Origin of the sequence: Acetobacter tropicalis (assembly GCF_030644465.1) — a bacterium.
Classification (GTDB): Bacteria; Pseudomonadota; Alphaproteobacteria; order Acetobacterales; family Acetobacteraceae; genus Acetobacter; species Acetobacter tropicalis.
Genome location: NZ_JAUYUW010000001.1, coordinates 3,016,854 through 3,041,995 on the forward strand (window position 1 = coordinate 3,016,854; position 25,142 = coordinate 3,041,995).

General features: G+C 54.7%; 24 protein-coding genes. 14 read left to right on the forward strand and 10 right to left on the reverse strand.

The window, feature by feature from the left end; genetic code table 11:
* The first annotated feature begins 63 nt into the window (after positions 1 to 63).
* Positions 64 to 1,989 carry an acetate--CoA ligase gene (gene acs / locus QWU00_RS13660; RefSeq protein WP_081939083.1) on the forward strand — a complete coding sequence of 642 codons (1,926 nt, stop codon included), beginning with the start codon at positions 64 to 66 and terminating at the stop codon, positions 1,987 to 1,989.
* 97 nt (positions 1,990 to 2,086) lie between these two features.
* Here the strand turns inward: acs and QWU00_RS13665 are convergent, their stop codons facing one another.
* Both QWU00_RS13665 and QWU00_RS13670 read right to left on the reverse strand, forming a co-directional pair.
* Positions 2,087 to 2,539 (reverse strand): CHRD domain-containing protein, encoded by a 453-nt coding sequence (locus tag QWU00_RS13665; protein ID WP_035381028.1) that lies wholly within the window; start codon positions 2,537 to 2,539, stop codon positions 2,087 to 2,089.
* Positions 2,540 to 2,721: 182 nt separating this feature from the next.
* The gene (locus tag QWU00_RS13670; RefSeq protein ID WP_179946511.1) at positions 2,722 to 2,958 is read right to left on the reverse strand and encodes a DUF1653 domain-containing protein; all 237 of its coding nucleotides are present in this window, start codon (positions 2,956 to 2,958) and stop codon (positions 2,722 to 2,724) included.
* Between the two features lie 40 nt (positions 2,959 to 2,998).
* Here QWU00_RS13670 and QWU00_RS13675 point away from each other — a divergent pair, with 40 nt between their 5' ends.
* Together QWU00_RS13675 and QWU00_RS13680 are read left to right on the forward strand one after the other, a co-directional pair.
* Positions 2,999 to 3,565 carry a hypothetical protein gene (locus QWU00_RS13675; protein WP_035381026.1) on the forward strand — a complete coding sequence of 189 codons (567 nt, stop codon included), beginning with the start codon at positions 2,999 to 3,001 and terminating at the stop codon, positions 3,563 to 3,565.
* Between the two features lie 52 nt (positions 3,566 to 3,617).
* Positions 3,618 to 3,917: a hypothetical protein gene (locus QWU00_RS13680; RefSeq protein ID WP_035381024.1), complete on the forward strand. Its 300-nt coding sequence runs from the start codon at positions 3,618 to 3,620 to the stop codon at positions 3,915 to 3,917.
* A gap of 3 nt (positions 3,918 to 3,920) precedes the next feature.
* Here QWU00_RS13680 and QWU00_RS13685 read toward each other — a convergent pair whose 3' ends face one another.
* The 3 genes from QWU00_RS13685 to QWU00_RS13695 form a co-directional block, all read right to left on the reverse strand.
* On the reverse strand, positions 3,921 to 4,766 hold the full coding sequence (locus QWU00_RS13685) for a class I SAM-dependent methyltransferase (RefSeq protein ID WP_035381022.1): 846 nt from the start codon (positions 4,764 to 4,766) through the stop codon (positions 3,921 to 3,923).
* Positions 4,767 to 4,882: 116 nt separating this feature from the next.
* Entirely contained in the window at positions 4,883 to 5,824 is a 942-nt protein-coding gene (locus QWU00_RS13690) for an SAM-dependent methyltransferase (RefSeq protein ID WP_086641161.1), read from the reverse strand.
* Positions 5,806 to 6,192, reverse strand: coding sequence for a DUF423 domain-containing protein (locus QWU00_RS13695; protein WP_052051412.1), 387 nt, complete (start codon positions 6,190 to 6,192; stop codon positions 5,806 to 5,808). Before QWU00_RS13695 ends, QWU00_RS13690 begins: the two co-directional genes overlap by 19 nt.
* Positions 6,193 to 6,410: 218 nt before the next feature.
* Here QWU00_RS13695 and QWU00_RS13700 point away from each other — a divergent pair, with 218 nt between their 5' ends.
* The 3 genes from QWU00_RS13700 (at position 6,411) to QWU00_RS13710 (ending at position 8,589) form a co-directional block, all read left to right on the forward strand.
* Positions 6,411 to 6,971 carry a cob(I)yrinic acid a,c-diamide adenosyltransferase gene (locus tag QWU00_RS13700; protein WP_035381020.1) on the forward strand — a complete coding sequence of 187 codons (561 nt, stop codon included), beginning with the start codon at positions 6,411 to 6,413 and terminating at the stop codon, positions 6,969 to 6,971.
* A gap of 420 nt (positions 6,972 to 7,391) precedes the next feature.
* On the forward strand, positions 7,392 to 8,084 hold the full coding sequence (locus QWU00_RS13705) for a hypothetical protein (protein WP_231551800.1): 693 nt from the start codon (positions 7,392 to 7,394) through the stop codon (positions 8,082 to 8,084).
* A gap of 37 nt (positions 8,085 to 8,121) precedes the next feature.
* Positions 8,122 to 8,589: a hypothetical protein gene (locus tag QWU00_RS13710; protein WP_035381100.1), complete on the forward strand. Its 468-nt coding sequence runs from the start codon at positions 8,122 to 8,124 to the stop codon at positions 8,587 to 8,589.
* Positions 8,590 to 8,665: 76 nt separating this feature from the next.
* Here QWU00_RS13710 and QWU00_RS13715 read toward each other — a convergent pair whose 3' ends face one another.
* From QWU00_RS13715 to cysQ, 4 genes are all read right to left on the reverse strand, one after another.
* Positions 8,666 to 10,099, reverse strand: coding sequence for an FAD-binding oxidoreductase (locus tag QWU00_RS13715; RefSeq protein WP_035381016.1), 1,434 nt, complete (start codon positions 10,097 to 10,099; stop codon positions 8,666 to 8,668).
* A 107-nt stretch (positions 10,100 to 10,206) separates the two neighbouring features.
* Positions 10,207 to 10,743 (reverse strand): hypothetical protein, encoded by a 537-nt coding sequence (locus QWU00_RS13720; protein WP_035381014.1) that lies wholly within the window; start codon positions 10,741 to 10,743, stop codon positions 10,207 to 10,209.
* A gap of 7 nt (positions 10,744 to 10,750) precedes the next feature.
* On the reverse strand, positions 10,751 to 11,731 hold the full coding sequence (locus QWU00_RS13725) for an L-threonylcarbamoyladenylate synthase (RefSeq protein ID WP_035381012.1): 981 nt from the start codon (positions 11,729 to 11,731) through the stop codon (positions 10,751 to 10,753).
* A gap of 122 nt (positions 11,732 to 11,853) precedes the next feature.
* A complete protein-coding gene (cysQ, locus tag QWU00_RS13730; protein WP_176364827.1) occupies positions 11,854 to 12,624 on the reverse strand; it encodes a 3'(2'),5'-bisphosphate nucleotidase CysQ in 771 nt (256 codons plus the stop codon).
* 364 nt (positions 12,625 to 12,988) lie between these two features.
* Between cysQ and QWU00_RS13735 the strand changes: the two genes are divergently transcribed.
* From QWU00_RS13735 to QWU00_RS13750, 4 genes are all read left to right on the forward strand, one after another.
* Positions 12,989 to 14,452, forward strand: a complete 1,464-nt coding sequence (locus QWU00_RS13735; RefSeq protein ID WP_035381010.1) for a leucyl aminopeptidase — start codon at positions 12,989 to 12,991, stop codon at positions 14,450 to 14,452.
* Positions 14,453 to 14,772: 320 nt separating this feature from the next.
* A complete protein-coding gene (glf, locus tag QWU00_RS13740; protein ID WP_035381007.1) occupies positions 14,773 to 15,924 on the forward strand; it encodes a UDP-galactopyranose mutase in 1,152 nt (383 codons plus the stop codon).
* A 290-nt stretch (positions 15,925 to 16,214) separates the two neighbouring features.
* A complete protein-coding gene (locus tag QWU00_RS13745; protein ID WP_231551798.1) occupies positions 16,215 to 17,189 on the forward strand; it encodes a hypothetical protein in 975 nt (324 codons plus the stop codon).
* Positions 17,186 to 18,247, forward strand: a complete 1,062-nt coding sequence (locus QWU00_RS13750) for a hypothetical protein (RefSeq protein WP_231551796.1) — start codon at positions 17,186 to 17,188, stop codon at positions 18,245 to 18,247. Before QWU00_RS13745 ends, QWU00_RS13750 begins: the two co-directional genes overlap by 4 nt.
* A gap of 55 nt (positions 18,248 to 18,302) precedes the next feature.
* Here QWU00_RS13750 and QWU00_RS13755 read toward each other — a convergent pair whose 3' ends face one another.
* Positions 18,303 to 20,126: a glycosyltransferase gene (locus QWU00_RS13755; protein ID WP_035381005.1), complete on the reverse strand. Its 1,824-nt coding sequence runs from the start codon at positions 20,124 to 20,126 to the stop codon at positions 18,303 to 18,305.
* A 340-nt stretch (positions 20,127 to 20,466) separates the two neighbouring features.
* On the opposite strand from QWU00_RS13755, the gene QWU00_RS13760 reads away from it, so the two are divergent.
* The 4 genes from QWU00_RS13760 (at position 20,467) to dusB (ending at position 25,133) form a co-directional block, all read left to right on the forward strand.
* On the forward strand, positions 20,467 to 21,444 hold the full coding sequence (locus QWU00_RS13760) for a glycosyltransferase family 2 protein (protein ID WP_187668528.1): 978 nt from the start codon (positions 20,467 to 20,469) through the stop codon (positions 21,442 to 21,444).
* A gap of 95 nt (positions 21,445 to 21,539) precedes the next feature.
* Positions 21,540 to 22,493 (forward strand): glycosyltransferase family 2 protein, encoded by a 954-nt coding sequence (locus QWU00_RS13765; protein ID WP_197056325.1) that lies wholly within the window; start codon positions 21,540 to 21,542, stop codon positions 22,491 to 22,493.
* A gap of 131 nt (positions 22,494 to 22,624) precedes the next feature.
* Positions 22,625 to 23,779: a 2-C-methyl-D-erythritol 2,4-cyclodiphosphate synthase gene (gene ispF / locus QWU00_RS13770; RefSeq protein ID WP_035381093.1), complete on the forward strand. Its 1,155-nt coding sequence runs from the start codon at positions 22,625 to 22,627 to the stop codon at positions 23,777 to 23,779.
* 280 nt (positions 23,780 to 24,059) lie between these two features.
* Complete coding sequence (gene dusB / locus QWU00_RS13775) at positions 24,060 to 25,133, forward strand: tRNA dihydrouridine synthase DusB (protein WP_035381003.1); 1,074 nt, start codon at positions 24,060 to 24,062, stop codon at positions 25,131 to 25,133.
* Positions 25,134 to 25,142 lie beyond the last annotated feature (9 nt).

Sequence of the window (25,142 nt, forward strand, 5' to 3'; positions counted from 1 at the left end):
AAACCGTTTCGGCTTCGAACATTGGGTCTCGAGCGGCAAAACAAGAAGAAAGGGCGGGAGAACGTGTCAGACGCGTTTGTAACCCCCGGTGGCGCAACGCTGTCTGCCGGGCAATATGATGGCATGGTGCGGGAAGCGCACACAAATCCTGAAGTCTTCTGGCTTCAGCAGGCTCGCCGCCTGACATGGCAAACCCCGCCCACGCAGGCCTCCCGCTCGGACTTCACACAGGATGTTCGCATAGAGTGGTATGCTGACGGATTTCTGAACGCTTCAGAAAACTGTCTGGACCGCCATGTGCGCACACAGCCGGAGAAAACAGCCCTGATCTGGGAAGGGCAGGAAGCCGGCCAGCGGGAAGTGTTGTCCTACCGGCACCTGTATGAACGTGTCTGCCGGTTGGCCAATGTTCTGCGCAGGCTGGGTGTTAAAAAAGGGGACTGTGTCGCCATTCATCTGCCTATGGTGGCGGAAGGGATCATCGCCATGCTGGCGTGTGCCCGCGTGGGTGCTGTGCATGTGGTGCTGTTTGGCGGTTTCTCAGCCGAAGGGTTGGCCGAACGTCTGACTGATAGTGCCGCCGTTGTGGTGCTGACGGCCGATGTTGCGCGCCGGGGTGGCAAGCGTATTCCCAGCAAGACGACAATGGATGAGGCCATTGCACGGTGTGGCGCAGCCAGTGCTGTGCGGCATGTGCTTGTGGTGCCTGTTACCGGGGCAGACGTGCCCATGCAGCCCGGGCGCGACCTGCGTTATGCGGAGGAAGTGGCGAAGGAAGCCGCAGATTGCCCGGCAGAGCGCATGAATGCTCTGGACCCGTTGTTTCTGCTTTATACCTCTGGCAGCACCGGCCGTCCCAAAGGGTTGGTGCATGGCACGGGCGGCTACCTGACCTGGGCCGCATTTACCCATGCTGTGGTGTTTGACTACAAACCAGACGATATTTTCTGGTGTACAGCGGATGTCAGTTGGATTACCGGCCACACCTATGTGGTGTATGGCCCGTTGGCCAATGGCGCGACCATTATGGTGTATGAAGGTCTGCCGTCATGGCCAGAGCCCGGGCAGTGGTGGGATGTGATTGACCGGAACGGTGTGACTGTCTTTTACACATCGCCCACGGTTGTAAGAGCGGCCATGCGTGAAGATGAAGCCGTTGTGCGGAGCCGTTCCCTCAAAAGCCTGCGGATTCTGGGAACAGTGGGCGAGCCGATCAGCCCGGAGGCATGGCACTGGTTCCATGATGAAGTGGGCAAAGGCCACTGCGCTGTGGTGGATACCTGGTGGCAGACTGAAACCGGCGGCGTGATGATTACGGCTGCGGCCGGATGTGTGGTTCCTCGCCCCGGTGCGGCTGCGCGGCCTTTGCCGGGCGTGGAGGCTGTGCTGCTGGATACGCAGGGTAAGGAAGTCACTGGTGCGGGTGAGGGCCTGCTGTGCATGGCCCAATCCTGGCCGGGTCAGGCCATGTCCATCTGGGGGGATCATGACCGTTTCCGGCAGACTTACTTTACAACCTGTCCGGGTCATTACTTTACTGGGGACGGCGCACGGCGAGAGGAAGATGGGTATTACTGGATAACCGGCCGTGTGGATGATGTGGTTAATGTTTCGGGCCACAGAATTGGCACGGCAGAAATTGAAGATGCCATAGCCACAGACCATGAAGTTGTGGAAAGTGCTGCTGTTGGCATCCCTCATGACCTGAAAGGACAGGGGTTAGTGGTATTTGTGGTACCCCGTGAACAGGGTGTTTTTCACCCGTCCGCTGTGAATACCGCTGTAGCCGCAGGCGTAGGGCGCTACGCCGTGCCGGAAAAAATATATGTTGTGCGCGATCTGCCAAAAACTCGTTCAGGCAAGATCGTGCGGCGTCTGCTGCGCAAGATTGCCGCGCATGACCTGGAAGGGCTGGGAGATCTCTCCACGTTGGCCGACCCGGATATTGTGGACGAACTGATTGCAACCGTGAAAGCGCAGGAAAGCTGAGTTTCAGACGTCTTTGCGTTCCGTCAGTCTGGACGGGATATAAAAAAGGGCCTGACATAGCCGTCAGGCCCCTTTTTTCGTGCTTGGTGGTGAGAGATTACTTGCTGCTGGAAGCGCCACCTGCCGGGGTGAGCTGCGCACGCACTTCCCCGTGCGGATGCGCTGCCGTGCCAAGGCTGATGTAAAGCTGACCATTGCGATACTGCTCAATTTCATCCGCGCTTAGCGTAATGGTGCCACTCAGAGGAGACGTGAACGGCCCTTTCAGAGGTTCCACCTTGTCCGCCGTATCCGTCAGAGATTTGGCAGCCAGAAGCTCTGCCGCCACAACGGGGCCTGAAAGGTTATTCCACGTAATGGTGTAGCTCAGCTGATTATTGCGCGTTTCAAGCGTTGCACGCACCCCACCCGTGGCTTCTGCGCCCGCAGCTTTTTGAGCGGCAAAATGGCCTTCGGATGAAATGGTTTCAGCGTGAGCCAGCACAGGTGAAATGGCCAGAACGCCAGTAAGAAGGGCGGCGCTGAAAGTAATGGTGCGTTTGGAAATCATGTTTCGCTCCTGATAAAAACTATAATGTCGTTACAGGCAATAAAAACGCACCCTTTGAGAAAAGGTTCCCGCCTGAATGCAGTGCATTTTCAGCGCTGTGTTATCTGGAAGCTGATTTGTTGTTTGAATAAAGAAAACAAAGGTTACTTAATGATTTGATTTCGTAACTATTTTGGTCTGTTTTATTCAATAAAGGTAAAGCGTGGTGTGCCGTTTACATGCTCCTGCCACATGCTGAGGGGCCGCACCCAATAGCTGCCCAGCGCTTCACTGCGGTAGGTGACAAGCCATTCTTCAGTCTCGCTGTGGCGTCCGACACAAATAACGGTGTACAGTCCCCCTTTGTAATGTCGGTACAGGCCGGGGCGTGGGTGTTCCGGTGTGGTGGTGTCGATCATATTTTGAGCGTGAGTATTCATGATAAACAGATGTTCCACAGCTTGCGGAGGGATCGCAACCTTGAACCGTTCTTTCATTCTGGGCCATGCCCTTGCAGGGGTATTGTTGCTAGCTGCTCCCTCTCTGGCGCATGCTGCAAAGCGGAGCCACAGCACGGTGCAGAAAGGAGGAGACCCCGTTATCCTGACTCACCAGCCGGGAAGTGGACTGGATGCCGAGGCCCGTAAACTGAATACGGATGATCTGGCAGCCGCTGCCCGGCACCATGAAACCCCTTTGATACTGATTGGCTCTGCCCCGCTTTCTCCCGATGGCAAAAATATTGCGTTGTTTGTGCAGGTACAATCGGCCAGCTTGTGCGGGTCAGCAGGATGCTCAACAGATGTGTATCTGAAGCGTGGCAGCAACTGGACCAAAATTCTGGATTCTGTCAGCGGCCCCATCAGCCTGCTGCCCACCAAGCATGGTGGTATGCGGGATATTATGGTGGATAGTTCCGACCGATGGATCTGGAAAAACGGAACCTATGTGGACACACTGACCGCAACCGACCTTCCGGGCTTTAAAACGTCCATCAAGCGGCATCAGGCGGAAATGCGCAAGAAAGGCCAGACCGTACCCCACTAAGCGGGAGGCACGGTGTGCCTGATGACAGTTTATGCTGATTTCAAGGATCTCAATGCGTAAAGAAAAACCCTCTTTGGCTGTATCGGGCAGTTTGAAGCAGACCCTTATTAAAACAGCCAGCACCGTAGCGTTGACGGTGCTGCTTATTGCGCTGCTGCGCGAACTGCTCAGAATCCTGCCGTGGCTTGATCAGGTAACGGGTCTGCATGCGGGGGCCAGTATTTTGCAGACACTGGCTGCTGGGGGCGTGACGCAACAACAGCAGATGATTGCTGCTGGTTTAATGCTATTATGTTTTCTGGTGGCTGTTGTGCTGGTGCGGGTAGGGGAGAAAGTGTTCACCCGTTCCTGAGCTTTATCGCCACGCATGCAGAACGTGTGCACTCGCCTGCCGCTGCTCTGGCCGAGGAATAGTACTGCCAAAATAGGCTGCCAGATCATACCGGTCTCGGTCCGTGATGTGTGTAAAACCTGAGTTGCGGAGCAAGGAGGCTATCTCTTCCGGTTGGAAGCGCGAGTGCCACGGTTCCCCCAGAGCGGCCACGGCGCGTTCCCGTGCCAATGTCTTCTCACGGTCTTGGCCGGTATAATTGGAAACAGGCTCATTGTAATCAAACACCACGTTTGCGTGCGGAAGAGTGCCAATAAAATCTAGCGTGGCAGTGATGGCAGAGCGCGTGAGATAGGGAATCACGCCAAGCCAGACGAAAAAAGCGGGCTGGCTTGAGTCGAATCCTCCTTTTCCCAGTTTCTGGCTAAGGCTTTCCGTTTCAAAATTGACAGCCACATATGTCAGGGATGGGGGAACAGGCAGGCCCAGTTTTCCAATCTGTTCGCGCTTCCATGCCTGCATATGGGGTTCATCAACTTCAAAAACGCGCAGGTCATGAGTTTCAAAAGGGTTTCTGATGCCGAATGTGTCCAGTCCGGCTCCCAGAATAACGGCTTGGCGCATACCGTGTTCAACGGCTTTGTTTAAGGCATCTTCCGCAATGCGCTGGCGGGCGACCACAAAATGGCGCAACCGGGTCTTGGCGATTTCCCTTTCAGAAAAAGCAAGAGTTCGCGCGTTTTCTCCCAGAATGGGCAAGGCAAGAGGGTCTGAAAACAGGCGGCCTTGTTCGTGTATCTGGTGCAGGGCGCGTTGCCGCGCCACGTGGAGCGCGGTGGTGCTGGGGCAGGGAGCCTGAAGCAAGGGCATGAGCCACCATGTTTTTCTGGTGATGAAATAGTCTCCAAGCCTACGTCATAATGCGTTCTGCCAGCCGTGCAACGTGAACAGGGGAGCGTTTCACGTGGGTGCAGGATGAGCGGACATCAGGCGGCAGGTTTGGTCCAGAAAAATGTCAGCTCATGTTTATTCTGTGCCAGATGTGCGAGGCTGCCCCCGGGAATGGCTTCAAAAGCGGCAACAATTTCGTGGTCTGTTTCGCCCTGAAATTTCACTGTCAGTACAAGGTGCTTGGCACGGCCCGCGTTAATCCAGCGGGTTGCGAGAGCCAGCAGCCGCTTTGGATAAGCAATAATATCTGAAAATACCCAGTCTGCTTCAGGCATCTCCTCAGGTTCCAGCCCAAAGGCGCTGCCTTGCTGAAAGGTAACGGTGGGCATAGCCGCTACACGCGGGTCTAGTGGTGCGCGGTCAATGGCAGTTACGTTTGCACCAAGCATGGCAATGGCCCATGTCCAACCGCCTGGGGTAGCGCCAAGGTCAAAACAGGTTTCACCCGGCTGAGGCCACTGGCCAAGGCGTGTACAGGCTTCCCACAATTTCAGATAGGCACGGGAAGGCGGCCCGATGCGGTCTTCTATAAAATGTGGCGTACCATTTACAAAAGGGCTGCTTTTGCGGGCGGAAAACAGAAGCGTATTGGCATCCAGCAGCGTCCATGCACCTAATGGGCTTGTGGGGGGTGCTGTGGGGAAGGTGATTGGTGCGGCTTTTACAGGGGGAAGCCGCTCTTCTATCAGCGCTGCACGCCGGAAGCAGTCTGCTGCGTAAAGGCTCCAGTTGCGCTGACGAGCACGGAGAATTTCCGATGCGTTGCGAATGGAGGTGATGGACACACGTTCCGGCTCCTGCCATATATCCAGCGCCCAAGGTGAAAAAACAGATGGCTGGGCAGAAAGAGCCAGTTGACCGTGCCAGCGGTCAATTGTCACCCCACGACGCGCCAGATCCTGCTCCAGAACAGTTTCAAGTCCTTCTGGTGCAAGCCATGCACCATGAATGATCTGGGTCATGCGCGTAATGCCCATCCAAGAGCCAGACAAAGCCATGACAGGATAAGAATACTGCCTCCGGTAGGAGCAATGTGGGCTGCGTGATGGCCGGAAAAAGCGGTATAATAAACGCCGCCACAAAACAACACTGTGCCAAGCAGTAAGCCACATCCGCCAATGGCCAGTAAGCGGGTTGGTTTTGGGGTTGCGGTCAGGCCAAGCGCTAGCAGCGCAAGCGCGTGCCACATCTGCATTTCCATGGCACCGTGCGCCATGGCGCGTCCTCCCACGCCAAAGCGCGCGTCAGGCATGTGGGCGATCAGCGCCCCCATTATGGTGCCGGTACCAGCAAACAGTGCGCCACAGATGCGCCACACACGGGGGATAACAGGAGAAAATAGCATGATAGGTTTTCTATAAGCATATCGTGCGCGGTCGGAAACAGAAAAACCGATCTGGCGGCATTTGGTTTTGCGCGAACCGTTTTATCTTTTTAAAGAGACAGGCAAATAGCTGCGGCATAAGGCGAGAGAAGCAGTTTTGATGCCGCGTAGCGCAATGCAGGCTGGGGGGCGCAGTCAGGTAGATGTGTCACCGGCTTCACCAATCAAGGGCAGAATACATGAGCATACGAATAGATACCGTTGTTACGCGCGGTGGAGATGCCGGACAAACCTCGTTAGGTGATGGTCAGCGTGTTTCCAAAAGTAGCGCGCGGATTGAAGCTATGGGCTGTCTGGATGAACTGAATGCTGTTGTCGGTCTGTTACAGACACAGACCAAGGCGGGGTGTGTTGTTCGTCAGGAATTGCAGCGGGTGCAGAATCTGCTTTTTGATATGGGAGCGGATTTGTGTCAGCCAGATGGTCCTAAAACCGAAAAGGCACGACGAGTAACCGGACAGGTCGTTGTGCATCTTGAGGGCTGGATTGAGCAGTTGCGGCAGAAACAGGCCCCGCTGACCAGTTTTGTTTTGCCGGGAGGCAGTGTTGCCGCAGCATGGGCGCATCTGGCGCGAACGCAGGTCCGCACAACGGAAAGGCGCGTGGTGGCGCTGGCCCAGCAGGAAACTGTGAATCCTGAACTTTTAAAAATTCTTAATAGACTTTCTGATTATTTCTTCGTTCTGGCGCGTCATTTTAATGCGGATGGTCAGGACGATATTCTCTGGACGCCTGGTTAAGGTTGGCTATTCATTCTTATTGTGAATATTAAATGAAAATTAATAGTATCTGAAGAATGCAGCTCAAGTTTGGTTCATTCCTTTTGTAATGACGCAAAAGTAATGGAATGTGATCTTAGGGTATGGCGCATATGATCTGAGCGCGGGTGGAAAAGTTTTTTCTTGTGTTCTGACGGTGTTGGAAATAGCAATTAGATGTGTTAGAGCAACTTTGGAAAGAAAAGATTCTGCCAGCGTAAAAAAGTGCAGAATGTTTCTTCGCCACTATATCCCATGTAGCCTGTTGGGTTTTTATCTGCCCGCCAAAGGCAAAAAGAGTAGCTTATGATTTTTCCTGATATTTTCAGACTTGTTCTGGAAGCATCGTGTATGTGGAAAACTCAGGTAACTGTTTGCAGAGTCAGGAAAGTATAAAGCAGAGTGACTTCCGAATTCATGAAGACACCGTCCTTTTTATCAACGCCCGTGGCTGAAAAAAGTCAGGACGAAGCATTTGAGGAAGCATCCCTCCGTAACGCTTTGGAGCGGTTGGGGTCTTCTTCCCGTCCGCGGCCGCAACAAACCGCACGGCCTTCTGCCGAAGCTGCGCAGGGCAAACGTCGTCGTTTTGTAAAAGATGGTGATGTACAGGTCGAGAAACATTCTCTGGCCCGCACCAAACCCCGCACGCTAGCCATGCCGGGCAAGATGTCAACGTCACGCGCGTTGCACTTCACCGATGAAGAAAATGGTGAAGTTTCCAAACTGCGCCGCCAGCTTGCAGAGGAAAAACTGAGAGCTGAAGAAGCAGAACAGCAGGTAGAAGCGTTGCAGAACGCACAAAAGAGCATGGAAACCCGTCAGGTTCATGCTGATCTGATGGTGCGTGAACTGAAAGAAAAGCTGCAACAGCGTGAAGCTGAACTGGCGGAGCACGCGCGGGAGTTGCGCAGCGTCCAGCGCGAGATTGCTGCGCTGGAAGAAGAGAAAGAAGAGCTTCGCAAAAAAGCGGAAGCGCGCCCGCGTGGCCGCCCCCGTACCCGCCCGGTTGAGGACTACGCCATGGCGGACGAAGTGCGGGAAGAGGAACTGGATGTGGAAGAGCCTCAGCCCGTGAAATGGTGGAAAGACTAACTAACATTTCGCCATATTTTGGCTTAGGGTGCGGGGTATGAAAAATGCTTCCGTAACCCCCGCTCTTGTCTTCTTGATAGCCGATGCTGCGGTTGGGGTAGCCTTTGTGTTGCTGCCCCCCTTGGTTATGGGTTTTCTATTGTTGCTGAAGGATGTGTTCGGCGTGCTTGTGCTGCCGTTCACCTTCCTGTTCGGTCTGGCCGGATGGTCGTCCGATATGTCATCACTTGATAGCGTGATGGGAGGGTTGACGCCTAACGTCCTGCGTCATCCCTTCCGTGCCATTTCAGCCGCTATCATGATCGCCGTTGGCGGCCTGTGCTCTGTGCTTGCATGCGGTAGCCCGCGTGCTGCCGTGGTTGAGCGGCGCATAGCCCCGCTCTTTACCCTTGGCGCCGTGGTGCTGATGGGGCCGGAACTGGGGCTGATCATGTTGCCAGCGTTTCTACTGCAACTGGCAGCTCTGCGGCGTCCGGAAATGGATTTCTTTTCCCGTAACAAGTAACCCGCTCTTCTCACCCGTTATGTCTTGAGCAGAAGCCCCCTGAAGCCGGTGAAACAGGCTTCAGGAGGGTGCTTTCTTAATGTGCCGGGAAGATCTTGCCGGGGTTCATCAGGTTCTTCGGGTCCAGTGCCAGCTTGATCTTGCGCATGGTTTCAAGCTCCGCGCCACCGCGCCAAGACGGCATCATGTAGGTTTTCAACTGCCCCACACCGTGCTCGGCCGAGAACGAACCGCCGAGTTTGCGCACAATTTCCGCTACCGTATCCATTATGGCGTGATCCTGCGCGAGAAAGGCTTTGGGGTCTGCTCCTTCTGGCTGCACCAGATTGAAATGGATGTTGCCATCTCCAATATGCCCAAAAGGCGCAACCCTTATGCCCGGGATCAGGGTTTCACAGGCCTTTGTGGCGTCTTCAAGAAACGCGGGAATGGCCGCAAGCGGCACAGACACGTCATTTTTAACGGAAGCGCCAGCTCGTTTCTGGGCTTCTGCATGTTCTTCGCGAATCATCCAGATATTCTGGCGCTGGGTTTCGCTTTCCGCCAGAACGGCATCTGTTACCAGTCCGTCTTCCAGCGCCTGCCCCAGCACATCTTCCATCAGGGTGCGCAGGCTTTCATCTTCGCGCGGGCTGGCCAGTTCCACCAAGGCATAAGCTGGCGCGGGCTCTGATAGGGGGAGTGGGCAGCTTTCAATCAGGCTGTTCACCAGTGCCATGCTGGTGCCAGACATATATTCAAAAGCCTGAATGGCCGCAGGGTCCTGCTTGCGGAAGGCCGCGAATAAAGCTAGAGCGCTCTTGGCATCGGCCACAGCACATAGCGCTGTCTCACGCGAGCGGGGGCGGGGCTGAAGCTGGATGACGGCGGTCGTGATAAGCCCTAGCGTTCCTTCTGACCCGACCAGCAACTGCCGTAAGGCATAACCTGTATTGTCCTTGCGCAGTTTGCGCATCAGATTCAGCACAGACCCATCCGGCAGCACCGCCTCCAGCCCCAGGGCCAGTTCACGGGCATTGCCATAGCGCACGGTATTGTTGCCGCCGGCATTGGTGGCCAGAATGCCGCCAATGTCGGCTGATCCTTCTGAGGAAATGGAAAGAGGCAGCAACAGGTCTTCCGCCCAAGCGGCATCCTGTGCAGCCTTGAGCGTAACACCCGCTTCCACCGTCATGGTCAGATCAGCATGGTCAATGTTCAGAATGCGCGTCATACGGGTGGTGGAGATCACCACTGCCTTACCGCTTTCATCTGGTGTGGCGCCGCCTACCATGCTGGTGTTACCGCCCTGAGGCACCATAGGCACGTTGTGCTCGGCGCATAAAGCAACGGCTTTTGCACACTCTTCGGTGGTAGCAGGCCGCAGCACGGCGGCACAATGACCATGATACAGCATCCGCCAGTCCATGCAGAAGGAAGCGGTGTCGCTTGCATCGGTCAGGAAACCGGCAGGCCCCAACAGGTTTGCAAGGGCATCGTGCAGGGTAGGGGGCAGAGACGTATCAGGCATAGGCAGACCTTGTGTGGAAACAGGACCCAACGAAAGGGGGCGGAAAAGGCTCAGGACTGTAAAATCAGATGATGTATGGCATTGGAAAAGCGCTACAGCATATTTTCTCAGTAAAGATAACGTGCATTGTCCGCAGCATTGCAGACGGTGTGTTGAAAGAGGTGGAATACTTCCGTCCCGGCAATACCGCTCAGTAACCCAGCCCCCACGGCCATGAAGATAATCATCAAGCGGGGATAGCGAGCATCGGTTTGCGCCTGCGAGAGCAATGCGAGGGTTTCCGCTCTGGCCTGCTGTGTCAGATAGAGTTGAGATTTCAGGGTCTCGTTCTGTGCGCGGGCTGAACGCAGATCCCGATCCAGCTTGTTGATGCTTTCCGCCATCTGCCGCAACTGAGTGCGGTGCTCATCCATAGGTGTGGTGGTGCGGGAGGCTCGGCTGCTGCGGGTGGTGGTGCGGGCCTGAGATGGATCAGGCGCTATGGCCTGAAACAGATTTTTCAGTGCCCCACCGGTCATGTTGTTGCGCCGCGCGCGGTTCTTGATAGCTTCCAGAGCAGTGGCGGACTGGCCGGGCTGATCCTCCAGCACCAGCGCCAGAATATCAGAGAGAATTTTGAGTTCTTTGGGGTCAAATGTGCTCATGGATGGCTCAAAGTGCTGGCCGGGGTGCTGCAGCGCGGCGCAGACGGTCCTGAATGGCAAGGCCCAGACCATGCGCAGGCACAGGCTGTACGGCTACTCCCGTCAGGCCCAGTAAGGCCCCTTGTTTGTCTAGATATCGTAAGCCGGAAAAGAGGCGCGCCGCAGCTTCTTCCAGATTGCCTGTCTGGCTGAGGTTCCAGACGGCTCCAGCTCCGGCAAGAGGGGTTGGCCCAAACGCCAGCAATCCTTCCGTGGGGCTGACAGAAAGTGCGTTCAGGCGCACCGGCAGGGCAGGCGCGTAATGGGAGAGCATTCGGCCGGGAGAAGCGGGCGCAGTCTCGGTCTCGCTTTCCGGGTAGGCGAGGGGACCGCAAATCTCTTCCAGAGCTTCGGCGGGAATCCCACCGGGGCGCAGTAGCATTGGGCGGCCTTCTGCCGTGAGGTCAAGGACCGTACTTTCCAACCCTACCTGACTCGGGCCACTGTCCAGCACGGCATCAATCCGGCCTTCCAGTTCTTCTAGAACATGGCTGGCATCAGAGGGGCTGATACGGCCGGAGCGGTTGGCAGACGGTGCGGCAACAGGACGCCCAACAGCCCGCAATAAGGCCTGTACGCTCTCTCCTTTAGGCACCCGCACAGCAAGGGACTCCAGCCCGTCAGCCGCAAGATCAGACACTGTGCTGGTAGAGGCGCGGGGGAGAACCAGGGTAAGAGGCCCCGGCCAGAAGGCATGAGCCAGCCTGCGCGCCAGAGGGGTGGCCACAACCTGCTCAAATGCAGCTTCCGCCGTGGCGAAATGGCTGATGAGCGGATTGAAGCGGGGTCGGTTCTTGGCCTCGAAAATACGGGCGACGGCTGCTGGCTGTGTGGCATCCCCACCAAGGCCGTAAACGGTCTCGGTTCCAAACGCCACAAGCCCTCCGTCCCGCAGAATGCGGGCGGCGGTTTCAAGGCCGGAAGGTGTGGCGGCAAGGCGCAGGGTCATGCAGGTCCGTCTAACGCTCTCAAGTCCCCTAAAAGCTGGGGAGCTTATCTTTTAACAGAGTTCAGGCTTTTCTGGCGTGTAAGGGGAAAGCCGTAGCGCCAGAGGCCCGATGAAGGAGGAAACTACAGCGTTCCGGTACAGAGGAAAGGCGGATTTTTCCAGTCCGGCTTGCCATAAAGTAGAGGGGAGCCATCCAACTGGGTGATATGCCCGCCGGCGGCTTCTACAATAGCTTGGGGTGCTGCGGTATCCCATTCCATGGTCGGGCCGAGGCGAGGGTAAAAATCCACAGCCCCTTCGGCCACGCGGGCAAATTTCACAGCGGAGCCGATATTCCCGATAGAAGCAATGCGGCGCTCACCCAGATAGGCGGCCAGCCGAGGGTCATCCGCATAATGCCGTGATGCCAGAACACTCAGGCCTTCTGCGGGTGGCGTACGGGTATGGATACGGTGTGTGCCCGTGCGGTCCTTGCGTTCCGCAGGCGCGTTGATGCCGCCGGTATAAAGCTGATGGTAAGCGGGCAGGGCCATGGCGCCCAGCACGGCGCGCCCATCACGCACCAACCCGATATTAACGGTAAAATCATCCCGTCCGGCCGCAAATTCCCGCGTGCCATCCAGCGGGTCCACCAGCCAGTAGGAAGGGGATACCGCCCCCCGCAGGCCGGATGCCACTTCTTCTTCCGCAATGACGGGAATATCCGGCACGGCAGAGCGCAATCCTTTGAGGATATGGGCTTCCGCTGCGTGGTCGGCTTCGGTCACGGGCGAGGCATCTGTTTTGGTCAGTGTCTCAAACCCGCGGGCGCGGATGGTGCGGATAATCTCCGCGGCTTCTTCCGCCAGACGGGCGGCCAGAGCCAGAAGGTCTGCATCTGTGTGGCTGGTCATGGCCCGCACCATACGCCAAGTGGAGAAGTCCGTCATGCCCCAGAGACTCTGATTCTGTGCAAAAAACGGAGATGATCGCCTGCGGCATTCAGGAAGCAGGCGGAGCGGATGTGACCTGCTTAGAGGCTGCCAGTGGCAGAGTGAGGCGTGAGGTGCGGTTTTTTCCAGGCTGACGAGGGCTCCCTATTGCCAAGGGCGCAGGGGAGACGTACGCAGTTTGCCCAGAATAGCTGTGCAAGGGAAGTCCGCACCTTCAAGTTGGGCTGTTTTCAGCCGGACCACTGGCAAGAGAGTTATGCCGGAGGGGGCGACGGTTGACCATGCACGGCCACTTTAAAAAGAAAGCATGAGGAGTCCAGATTTTATGCTTGAGATTTCATTTTCTGCAGAAACACTACCGCAAGGTGGCGCGCTGGCTCTGCTGGTGCCAGAGGGCGCTGAAACACCTGCGCTGTTCAAAAGCCTGGATGATGCAACACAGGGTGCCCTCAGCCGTGCCGTCAAGGTCGATGAGTTTACCGGCAAGGAAGGGGCTTCCACCGTTGTACTGGCTCCGGGTGCCGGCTTTGATCGCGTTGTGCTGATTGGTGTGGGGCGTACAGAGGCTTTTGGTGTCAAAGAGGCGGAAAAAGCAGGCGGGATAGCCGCAACCGCTTTGGGGCGGGTTGAGAAAGCAGCTCTGTCTGTAGGGAGCCTGCCTCACGCTGCTCATGTGGCACTGGGTGCCGTGCTGGGGGCCTATCATTTCTCCTTGTATCACGGTACGCCGGAAGACAATAAAACGCATCGTCTGGCGGCTCTTGCTGTTCTGGCGGCGGACCCAGCACAGGCGGAAGCCGCTTGGCCAGCCCTCTCCGCCGTGGCACGGGGAGTGGTGTTGACGCGGGATCTAGTGACGGAACCCGCCAATGTGCTGAATCCGGTGGAGTTTGCTGAACGTGTCAGCACCCTGCGTAGCCTCGGTCTGGACGTGGAAGTGCTGGATCAGCCCGCAATGGAAAAGCTGGGCTTTGGCGCACTGCTGGGTGTGGCGCAAGGCAGTGATGCCGAACCCCGCACTGTTATCATGCGCTGGAACGGGGGCGAGAAAGACGATGCGCCTCTGGCCTTTATTGGCAAGGGGGTCACGTTCGATTCCGGCGGTATTTCCATTAAGCCCGCAGCGGGTATGGAGGAAATGAAGTGGGATATGGCAGGCGCCGCTACCGTAACGGGGCTGATGGCTGCACTGGCGGGCCGTAAGGCCAAGGTGAACGCAGTTGGCGTGATCGGGCTGGTGGAGAACATGGTTTCTGGCAACGCGCAGCGGCCGGGCGATGTTGTGCGCAGTGCGTCTGGGCAGACCATTGAAGTTCTGAATACGGATGCGGAGGGGCGTCTGGTTCTGGCGGATATTCTTTGGTACGCTCGTGAACGTTTTGCACCGAAACTGATGGTTGATCTGGCAACGCTGACCGGAGCCATTATCATCAGCCTTGGGCATGAGTATGCCGGTCTGTTCTCCAATGATGATACCCTTGCTGGCGGCTTGGCTCAGGCGGGTGAAGTCACAGGGGACAAGCTGTGGCGCATGCCGATGGGCAAGGAGTATGACGCTCTGCTGAAGTCCGACATCGCGGATATGAAGAACATTGGTGGTCGCCCCGGTGGCTCCATTACGGCGGCTCAGTTCCTCAAGCGTTTTGTGGGAGAAACGCCGTGGGCGCATCTGGATATTGCAGGTACGGCGTGGTCCAGTAAGCCACGCAATGGTCAGCCTAAAGGGGCAACCGGCTTTGGTGTTCGGTTGCTGGATACATTTGTGCGTACACAGCACGAAAAGGCCTGATCGGCCTCTCTTGTTAAGCTCGGATTATTTCTGATCCGGGTGAAGGAAAAGATGCCTCTCTTCTTGAGTGAAGAGAGGCATTTTGCGTTACTAAAGGCAGAAGGTATGGTTACCTTTTACGCTAGACTATAATTTCGTTCTATTTTTCATAACTGAATAGCACCGACAATCTTACCTTTTCATCAAAGGATGGCTTGGTCCCTGTGAGCCAATCTGGCATGAGGGGAGCAGTCTGACGAAACGGTCATGCGAGTGGCTGCTGTTTATGGGCGCAGCCCTTTCACGGTCTGCCATGCTGGTTATGAAAACTGGGGGATTGGATGTCTTTTTGCGTTGTGGGTGCCGGGTTTAGTGGTGCCATTATTGCGCGTCACCTTGCGGAACGCGGGCACAAGGTCACGGTTGTGGATGAGCGTTCGCACATTGGCGGGAACTGCCATACGGAGCGTGATGCCGAAACCGGGGTAATGGTGCATAAATATGGCCCCCACATTTTCCATACGGCAGATCAGCGCGCATGGGACTACGTGCAGCGTTTTGGCGCGTTCAAGCCGTATGTAAACCGGGTGAAAGCCATTTCCCAGGGGCGTGTCTATACGCTTCCGGTGAACCTGCTGACCATCAACCAGTTCTTTGGCACCACCATGGGGCCAAAGGAAGCGCGCGCCTTTATTGAAGCCAAAGCGGATAAAACCATCACCAACCCCCGCTCGTTTGAAGAGCAGGCGTTGAGCATGATCGGGCCGGAACTGTATCGGGCCTTTTTCCATGGCTACACCCGCAAGCAGTGGGGGCTTGAGCCGACGGAACTGCCTGCGTCCATTCTGAAGCGCCTTCCCCTACGCTTCAATTATGACGACAACTATTTCAACCATCCCTATCAGGGTATGCCGGAGGAAGGCTATACGGCCATTGTCCAGAATATTCTGAATGTTGAGGGGATTGATCTTCGGCTGGGCTGTTCGTTTGAAAGCCTGGAAGAAAAATTCCAGCACGTTTTCTATACAGGCCCGATTGATCGCTTCTTCCAGTTCAAACTGGGCCGTCTGGGCTACAGAACGCTCGATTTTGAACGGTTTGTAGATGAAGGGGACCATCAGGGCACGGCTGTCATCAATTACTGTGATGAAAACATTCCGTTCACCCGTATTTCCGAGCACAAGCATTTTGCCCCATGGGAGCAGGACAAATTCTCCAAGACAGTCTGCTTCCGCGAATACAGCCGTCTGGCAGGCGAGAAGGATGTGCCGTACTACCCAATTCGTCTGGTGAACGAAAAGCAGATGCTGGAGAGCTATATTGGCCTCGCTCGCGCAGAGAAGAGGGTGTCTTTCCTTGGGCGCCTTGGCACCTACCGTTATCTGGATATGGATGTCACCATCACGGAAGCCCTCGCCGCGTGTGATCGGATTGATGCAGCGTTGCAGGCGAAAGAACTGGATCTGCCCGCCTTCTTTGTTGATCCAAGCTGATAAAACACTTTCAAGTGTAGAAAAAAGCCTGCCTTTCTCCGTAGAGGCAGGCTTTTTTTATGGCGCGATGGACCTGAAGAAAAATTTTGCTGATATCGAAAGGGTCTAATGATAAAAAAGAAAAAAACCAGCTTGGTGCGAAAATGCAGAAAACGGATAAGATACTAAAAAATGGAACGATAGCCGTCTTATATTCGGTTCTTGTTTCCGTTTTTGTTGTTGCTTTGTGTGAAATCAGATTTAAATCTTTCTTCACACTTGATGATTCCTATAATGAATATCTAGGGTTTATGCGTCAATACGGTCAGTCCTGGCTGTCTGGTGAAATCCCTTTTATTACAAAAAACATCATGATTGGCGGCAACGCCATGGTGGAGTTGCAGCGCGCAATTTTTGCACCGCAAAATATTCTTGCGTCCCTGATTGCAGCCAAGAGCGCAAACCCGCTTGCACCCGGCCTGTTTTACGCTTTCATCAATATCTTTCTTTCGTGCCTTTCTGGGTATTCTATTGGGAAATCTTTTGGAATTTCTCGGAATTTGAGTCTTGTTCTGGGGTTCTTTATCGCCATTAACCCCATCTTTCTTTACCAATATGCAGGCCCATGGTGGAACGCCGCCAATGGCCATACTTGGTCGCTGGTGGCGATAGCAACGTTTTGTCTGTTACGGCAAAGCATGACGGCCTGGCGTGTGGTGGCCAATTTTCTTGCTACTCTCATTCTGCTCTCTTCTGGCTGGCCGCACGGTATTATCGGGTATTTTGTGATTGTCGGCTGTATCAGTTTGGTGGATCTGCGATACGGAGAAGCCTTTAATCTGGTTGTAAAGAGGTGCCTTCCCCTTGTGTTGGCAGGCATTGCCGCTATTCCAGTCTATTCAGAATTTATTGTGCTGTCTGGTTTGGTTAATCGTCCATCCGGTTGGAATAACGCCGGTAACTTCATGGTGCCCAGCGTTACCCAGTTACTTCTGACATTTTCTCCCACATATTTTGAATTCATGAACTATTTCGGCGGGTTCAAATCTTTTTTTGTGCCAGTCGGGTTTTCAACCGTATTCTTTCTGCTTGCTTTGTTTTTTTACAGAGTTTCTTTTCTGGATAAGAATATCGTTCTTTTTGCGGTAATTCTTGCAGCAACCCTCTGTCTGTCCATGCTCCCCTCCCAGACGGGTATGTTGCGGTGGCCCATCCGATTTGTGCCTTATTTTTCCGTTTTTGCATCTGTCGCCACATTTTATGTCATGTCGCGTGGGGAAAAGTGAACAGTCTTGTTCGGAAAAACGGCTTCCTTAGCATTGTTCTTGTGCTTTTTGTTGTTTCCGCTTTCCGGAATATTTTTGAGCGGCCAAAGGTTGTTTTGCTGGAAGCGGGAACAAGTCTGCTCCTTGTCGGGCTCTGGTTCTTTTGTGTGGAAAAGAGAAAGCCCGTGGATATTGCCTCGTCATCGTGGGTGAAGGCGGCAACGGTGCCCGCATTCTGTCTGGCGTTGATGCTGGCTTGTATGCCTTCTCTCGGTAAGGTTTATCTTCCGGTTCATACCCTTCCTTCACATATGGCGTTGCCTGAAAATGTGAATTGGGATGGAAATTTCGCATCTTTTACGGGGTGGGCACCGGAAGAACCGGTAGAGCCCGGAGAACTGCAATCCGCTCTGTTTGGATACTATGATATCCGCAGCATTAATGGCTCATCTCCCAATGGTCATAAATATCTTGATCAGGTTCTGGCGTATTACAGTTCTCATGCCGTGTTACAGCCTGAGGAAAGCATGGCCAACTTAAGCCAGGCCGTCCCCGGTCTTGAAAACGTTTGCTGGTTTAATCTGTTTGGCGTCAGCAGTCTTGCCATTCGGGCTGATATTCAGGAAGACGTTGGCAGCGGGTTGGAAGGCTGCGGCTATCACCCCGCTCAGTTGTCTCATGATCAATCAGTTCTGTACTATTCCTCTGATCAGCATTACCCCACAACATTGACTTACACGACCAACCCGAACGTAAAGGTTGCGCGTGAGACAAATGATTCTGTTACGCTTACCGTTCCGGAGCATACAGATCCGCTCAAGCTTGTTTTTTCTCGTGTCTGGTGGCCTGGCTATGTTGCGCACGGTCTGACCTGTCCTGTGACGATTCACGGCTTTGGCACTATGCTTCTGGGCGCTGATATTCCCGCAGGATGCTCAGGAGAACTGAAGGTTTCCTATTTCCCGGTTACATGGGCCTATACGCTTTACTGCCCTGTGCTGGCAGTAATCGGGTTGGGACTTTTGTTGTTGCAGATACGAAGAAACCAGAAATTGCGTAGGATTCTGGAAGATCTGTGAACCAGTAAAAAACCCCACCAATTGGTGGGGTTTTTTATTAAACGTTCTTTCTGTTTCAGTCCTTGAGTTCTTTCTCATAGACATGCCGCCAGAATTCTTCTGTAGTCATGCCGGGCAGGGCCTTTACATAAGCTTGTTGTAGCTCGGGCAGCATCCGTCCAAACCGGATGGAGAGCGCAATGCCTTCTTTCCACAAGGTGAAAAACTGCTTGCGATCCAATGAGGCCACGTAGCCTGTGCGGCTGGCTTCGTGATAGTACAGAACCTGACTGTAGCGGAAAATATCACGGAAAGCCGCATTGAAGTTTTTCGTTTGAAAACGCAGATCATCGCGCGTCAGGGATGCGGGAAGAAGATTGCCGTTTAGTGTTGCCAGCCGGACAAGGCGGCGTAGCTTGCCATCTGGGTGATGGTTGTGAGCAACCTCCACATCCTTCAGGTCATAAGGCTGCATTTTCTCGCTTGGCTTGAGTGCGCCCACTTCTGCGCGGACCGCAGCCATATCCATGTTGCGAAGGAAGAATTCAGGACCTTCCATCACGTTTTCCATGGCCATAAGCAAGGCTTTGGCGCTGGCATAGTTGTAGGAGAACAGAACCCCCCGGAACCAGGTCAGGAACGTGTGAAGGTAAGGTTTGGGCTTGGTCTGTCCGTTCAGCATCATGAGGACCATGGTCGCGCGCAGGCCCAGATAGCGCGTCATTGGACTTTCCTTGACGCTGAAATCTTCCGCCATGGAGCAGATGCCGTTCATGGTGATGAGCGGGAATTTGTTCTGCAGGGAAAACTGGGCATCATCCCCACGCACAAAGAACGGGTATGGGAAATGACGCACGGCAGAGATGGGGAAGGCAAAGAACCACCAGCCGCCATAATTAGGGGCGGCATCGTTCATTTCCGCCTGTAGCAGGTGGTGCACATCTCGCATGTCGAGCAGATGTTTGCGGGCCAGCCAACGACCGTTGATGAAGCGGGCTCCGGCTTCATGAAGCTGCCATGGCACCGTTTCCCGAAGCTGGGCCCCGATCACGGCAGCCCTTTGCTCAGTTGTGTAGCTGAGAAGCATATAGGCGCGTCTTACAGCTTCAAAATCACAGCTCGCATCATCATCCATGAAGAGGCAATGCGTATAGCCATGATCTTTTGCATACAGCAGACCACGGGTGAACCCGCCAGCGCCGCCCAGATTCTTGTTGGGAATAACAAGAGCGCCGCAGGCTTCTTCCTCGGTTACGTTCTGTGAATTGTCGATAACAATCACGCGCAGGCGTTCAGACCAGACCGGATCAACCTTTAAGGCATGCGCAAGTTTTTGAAGGGCCGGCAGCAGGAACGGCTTGCGGTTGAAGTGCGTGATAATAACTGCAAGGTTAACGTCTCTAAGCGGCTTTTGGGTGGTGGTGAGCCTGCCACCCAAAAGATGACCGTCTTCCAAGGCTTCTACCCACAGATACAGCATTCCATTCTGAAGATCAGGCCAGAAGGGAAGGTCCAGTTCAACACGTTCACCTTCTGTCAGGGAGACTGTTTTTTCCAGAAGCCAGCGATGCGGCAGCCCAAGCTGGTGTAGTCCGATGCGCACCACAAAACGGCCAGCCCCTTCCAGTTCCAGGGCAACGTTTTCAATCGCGCAAAGCTCTCGCCAGCGTTCGATCGTAACGCCATTGAAGTAGGTATCAAAAGAAACGCGGCCCCCTTCCTTTACATAAAGGATTTCAGGTTCAGCGCGGGAGAGTTCGACTTTTTCATTATGTGGGCGGAAATACAACCCCTCAGGAATAACAGACTGCAGGTTGGGGAAAATGATGTTCTGCAGAATAAAACCGTCCGTACGGTCCTGTTTTGAAGAAGTAATAATCTCCTTCGTGCGGGCGTTCATGAATGGGCGTTCCTTGCCATTTTTTGAAAAAGACGTTTCTTTTTAACTCTACGGTATAGGGACGCAAGCCCGGCGCAAATGAAAACAAGGGTTTTTTGATCTTAATGGCTGCTTATAAGAGAGGCATATTTTTGTGTGTCAGCTAAAAAAATATGTGTTTGGTATATTGCAACCGTATATTACAGCCTGTTGAAAAAATTGATCGGCCTGATGTGCTTTAACTTCTGTCTTTTCAATCAACCAATTAAGAGAAAAAGTATTCTTTCCTGCTGCGTGTATAGATATAAAAGACAGCAAGTCAGGGATCTGTGGTTGGGTCTTTTAACCAAGGAAAATATTTTTGCCTGTTTCAGCTCTACCCTCTCTTAGTGTGGTTGTGCCTTGCTATAATGAGCAGGTTGTTTTGCCAGAATTCCACCAGCGGTTATCGGCCGTGATGGATCGTATCGGGCGGCCGTGGGAGGTGGTGTATGTGAACGATGGTTCCAAAGACCAGACTCTCACCATTATGCGTGGCCTGGAGCAGCAGGATAATCGGGTCTCCAGCGTAAATCTTTCCCGTAATTTTGGTAAGGAAATAGCGCTGACGGCCGGGCTGGATCACGCGCGCGGAACTCATGGCGTTATTGTGATTGATGCGGACCTACAGGACCCGCCAGAAGTTATTCAAGATCTGGTGAGCGCATGGTCTGACGATGTCGATATGGTCTATGCCCGCAGGCGTGCGCGGGAAGGAGAGAGTGTTCCCAAGCGCTTGACGGCATGGATGTTTTATCGCGTCATGGCGAAACTGGGGAACCGTATTGTCATTCCTCCAGATACTGGCGATTTTCGACTTTTAAGCCGCCGGGCGCTGGATAGCCTGTTGCAGATGCGTGAACGGCATCGGTTCATGAAGGGGCTGTTTGCGTGGGTGGGGTATCCCTCCAAGGCGGTGTTGTATGATCGTGCGCCACGGGCCGGTGGAACCACCAGCTTCAATTATTGGTCCTTATGGAACTTCGCGCTGGAAGGCATTACCTCGTTCTCCGTTGTGCCCTTGCAGTTGGGAACATATCTGGGGTTTGTCATTTCCTTGCTGGCTGTCCTGTATGGGGGATGGATTGTGCTGAACACACTTTTGTTCGGTTCCCATGTGCCAGGCTATCCAAGTCTGATGAGTGTGATCCTGTTTCTGGGCGGTGTTCAACTCATGACGTTGGGGCTGATAGGCGAATATATTGGTCGCATTTTCAACGAGACAAAAAATCGTCCTCTCTATTTTGTTGAATCCTACCACGTGGAGGGGGTGCGACAGGAAGGCGTGAAGACCGTTTGAGCCTTACCAATAACAGAGTTGCCGCAGGTGGGGTTTATCGGTCCTGTTTCAGAAGGTTTACTGCTTGAAAGGAAGCAAAGGAAAAGGGTGGTTCATTGCCTGAAGGAGCAGAACTGGCGGAAACGCTGACACTTATCGTGCCCTGCTATAATGAACAGCCCATCCTGTTGCAGTCTGCTCATGTTCTGGAAAAACAGCTTCAGGCACTGATTAAGGCTGGCTTGGTGGCGCAGCAGAGCAAGATCCTGTTTGTGGATGATGGCAGCACGGACCAGACATGGGCCGTGATTGCTGATCTGGCGGCCCGGTCCTCTTCTTTTTCTGGCGTGAAGCTGTCACGCAATGTAGGGCACCAGAATGCGCTTCTAGCTGGGCTGATGGCCGTGCAGGTGGGGGCCTGTATCACCATAGATGCAGACCTGCAGGACCCTGTAGATGTAATGAATGATATGGTCGCGCATTATCGGGGTGGCTGCCAGGTTGTGTATGGCATCCGTCAGGACCGAACCTCTGACACGTTTTTCAAGCGCACCACTGCGCGCTTTTTTTATCGGTTCATGACCATAATGGGCGTGGAAAGCATTGAAAATCACGCGGATTATCGGCTGTTGGGGCCGAAGGCCCGCAAGGCAGTCCTCTCCTTTACGGAAGAAAATCTGTATTTGCGCGGTATTGTTCCCTTGGTCGGGTTCCAGACAGCAAGCGTCTATTATACGCGAGCCCCCCGAGTGGGCGGAAAGTCCAAGTATACCTTGCTTAGAATGGTGGCCCTGGCCCTACGGGGCGTGACATCGTTCTCTGTCGTGCCGTTACGGATGATAGCTCTTCTGGGTGTCAGTGTTTTTCTGCTGGGGCTTTTGAGTATGGTCTGGAGTGTGGTGGACAAGCTGTTTTTTCAGCCTGCGGTGGGATGGGCTTCTCTTAACGCAGTAATCTGTCTGATTGGTGGGTTACAGATGCTGGCGCTGGGGATTGTTGGAGAATATATCGGCTGTATCTATACCGAGGTGAAGCGCCGCCCCCGTTTTTTTGTGGAGCAGACCCTCTGAGAGCGGGCTGAACGCCTTTTCCCACTCCGTCTCTGTTTTCGGTGCAGGGCGGGGGGAAGGGGCTCTGATGGTCATGCGGTATGCCATTTTCCGCCTTGACGCCGCACGGTTCCGGCCTCATTCCTCCCGTCATGCGAGTTGCTGCCATTCTTCTGGCTGCCGGAACAGGCAGCCGTTACGCCGCTACCAGCGGGTCTGATACGCCAAAGCAATATGTGCTTCTGGCGGGCCTGCCGGTTATCCGTCACGCTGCGGAAGCCCTGATGCCGCATGTGACCTGCCTGCAACCAGTCGGGCATCTGGACTCCCTGCGGGATGCGCTGGACGGGCTTGAAACCCTGCCGCCGGTAGCGGGGGGAGAAACCCGCCAGGCCAGTGTGCGGGCCGGGCTTGAAGCGCTGGACAAGCTGCCGGAAGATCAGAAGCCTGATCTGGTGCTGGTGCATGATGGTGCGCGTCCCTATGTGACCGCGACCGTAATCCAGAACGTGATTTCAGCCCTGAGCGAACATCCGGGGGCAATACCGGCAGTGCCGGTGGCTGATACGCTCAAGCGGGAAGACAATGGGGTTATTGCGGGCACAGTCTCGCGTGATCACCTGTTCCGCGCGCAAACACCTCAGGGGTTCCGCTTCGGGCTGTTTCGTGACCTGCATCGTTCGGCTTCTTCCCAGAGTGCGACGGACGATGCCAAGCTGCTGGAAGATGCCGGGTTCAGCGTGGCGCTGGTGCGTGGCGATGAAGACAACATTAAGCTGACTTATGAGGATGATCTCGTGCGTCTTGAACGATTGATCGGCCCGACCCTTTTGCCGCGCGTGGGGCTTGGGTATGACGTGCATGCGTTTGAAGAAGGGCGTCCGCTTATTCTGTGCGGCATTACTGTGCCGCACACCAAAGGGCTCGCTGGTCACTCTGACGCAGATGTCGGGATACACGCGCTGTGTGACGCCATTTATGGTGCGCTGGCTGAAGGCGATATCGGGCGCCATTTTCCGCCTAGCCAGAACGAATGGAAAGATGCCGACAGTGCGCGTTTTCTGGTGCATGCCGGTCAGCGTATTCGTGAGCGCGGGGGCATGCTGATTAATGCGGATCTGACGTTGATCTGCGAGCGTCCCAAAATTGGCCCGCATGCAGAAGCCATGCGCCAGCGGTTGGCGGATTTGTTGCAGGTGGATATTGGCCGCATTTCCGTGAAGGCGACAACCTCCGAGCGTCTGGGCTTTACGGGACGTGAAGAAGGCATTGCCTGCACGGCGGCGGTTTCCGTTCTGGTGCCCTGATCCGAAGGGCATTTTTGCGCTGCTTGAGGCCAGAAAGGCACTCTGCTCCGTAAGGAGGAGTGCCTTTTTTCTGTTGAAGAGGCCTGAGCAAGATAGTCTTGAAGCTGGCTGGCCAGGTGACTATAACCCGCGTTACAACATGTAAGGCCCGGTTATAAAACCGTTGGGAAACTGAGCTTTTTGTTGTCCTGAAGCGTTAGAATGTTTCGGATATAAAAGATTGATTCCGGGGCGGGAAAACGCTATTCCTGCCTAAATCATAGGCAATGTGGAAAAGATAGTGCAAACGCAACCGTTAGTGCGGCCTATTGAGTTGGGCGGCGGCATCCGTATTGAAACGCCTGTTATTCTGGCCCCCATGTCTGGCGTGACAGATCTGCCGTTTCGGCGTCTGGCGCGCAAGCTGGGTGCTGGGCTTGTGGTTTCAGAAATGATCGCCTCCTGGGCCATGGTGCGTGAGAACGACACAACCCTCCGCATGGCCGAGGTTGCAGACGCGGGCGGCCCCAATGCCGTGCAGCTTGCCGGGTGTGATCCTGATGCCATGGCGGAAGCAGCACGCATTGCCGTTGGCCGCGGTGCGGACATGATTGATATCAATTTTGGCTGCCCGGTGAAGAAAGTGGCCGTGGGCCAGATGGCCGGTTCGGCCCTTATGCGGGATGAGGTGGCTGCGGGCCGCCTGCTGGAAGCCACGGTCAAAGCCGTAGATGTGCCAGTTACCCTGAAAATGCGGATGGGGTGGGATCATCAGCATCTGAATGCGCCGGTTCTGGCCCGTATTGCGCAGCAGGCTGGTATTCGCATGATCACGGTGCATGGGCGTACCCGGCAGCAATTCTATAACGGCACGGCAAACTGGGCCTTTGTGCGCACAGTGAAGGACGCCGTTGATCTGCCTGTTATTGTGAATGGCGATATCCTGACCCTTGATGATGCCAGAACCGCCCTAGCGGAATCAGGTGCGGATGGAGTGATGATCGGCCGAGGCTGCTATGGACGGCCGTGGTTTCTGGCACAGGTGGCGCAGGCCCTGCTTACGGGTGAAAACGTGCCTGACCCTGATCTGCCTACAGAAAAAGCCATTGTGCTTGAACATTATGACATGATGCTCCGCCATTTTGGCGAACGTCCGGGCCTGCGGTTGGCCCGTAAACATGTGGCTTGGTATTCTGCTGGCCTGCCGAATTCCGCCGGTTTCCGGGCTGCGTTCAACCGGGTTGATAACGCGCCCGAAGCCATTGCCATGATGACTGATTTTTACGATCAGCAGATTGCAGCAGGCGCAGTGCGTGAGCCACGCGTTTCCCGCCATGCAGAAGCGGCGGAGCAGGCTCAGGCCTGCGCTGCGTGATCAGGTCTG